The sequence below is a fragment of the Klebsiella sp. HN106 genome (assembly GCF_051209435.1).
In the GTDB taxonomy this organism is placed as follows: Bacteria; Pseudomonadota; Gammaproteobacteria; order Enterobacterales; family Enterobacteriaceae; genus Klebsiella; species Klebsiella oxytoca.
This window is the reverse complement of the sequence record NZ_JBLURD010000119.1, coordinates 1-405: the sequence shown is the minus strand read 5'-3', so window position 1 is coordinate 405 and position 405 is coordinate 1. Positions and strand designations below refer to the sequence as shown.

General features: G+C 60.7%; 1 protein-coding gene and 1 pseudogene. One reads left to right on the top strand and one right to left on the bottom strand.

Translation table 11 applies throughout. The annotated features are described in order from the left end of the window. Positions 1 to 230: diguanylate cyclase domain-containing protein (locus tag ACSIPU_RS30595; protein ID WP_141401921.1), on the top strand; the 230-nt coding region annotated here is incomplete at its 5' end. On the opposite strand, the pseudogene ACSIPU_RS30590 reads toward ACSIPU_RS30595, so the two are convergent. After that, positions 227 to 405 (bottom strand): annotated as a pseudogene (locus ACSIPU_RS30590) (phosphotransferase); the annotation flags it as partial. The gene ACSIPU_RS30595 and the pseudogene ACSIPU_RS30590 overlap by 4 nt on opposite strands.

The window sequence follows — 405 nt, the reverse complement described above, 5'->3', positions numbered from 1 at the left end:
TCATTCTGTTCGCCAATACCAGCCGCCACGATGCCGCGACGGCGATGGAGACGCTCAGCCACAACGTGGCGCGTTTCAACCAGCAGGCGGCCAATCCCTGGCAGCTGGCGTTCTCCTGGGGCTGCGTCGAATACGATCCCGCCAGCCATCCCAGTCTCAACGCGCTGGTGGCCACCGCTGACCGCCTGATGTACCAGGCGAAGCAGAAGCAGGGACGCGAGCGCCGTTAATCCTTCGCGGCGGTGGCCTTCAACATGTACTGCTGCGCCTGCTGCCGCTTCTGCGCATAGCTGCTGAGCAGCGCCTGCTGCGATTTCCCTTCGTTATCGTAAAACAGGCCGCCTTCGTCGGCGATAAAGCGATAATGCTGTTCCAGCTGGTTTATCACCCAGTCAATGTGTTGCA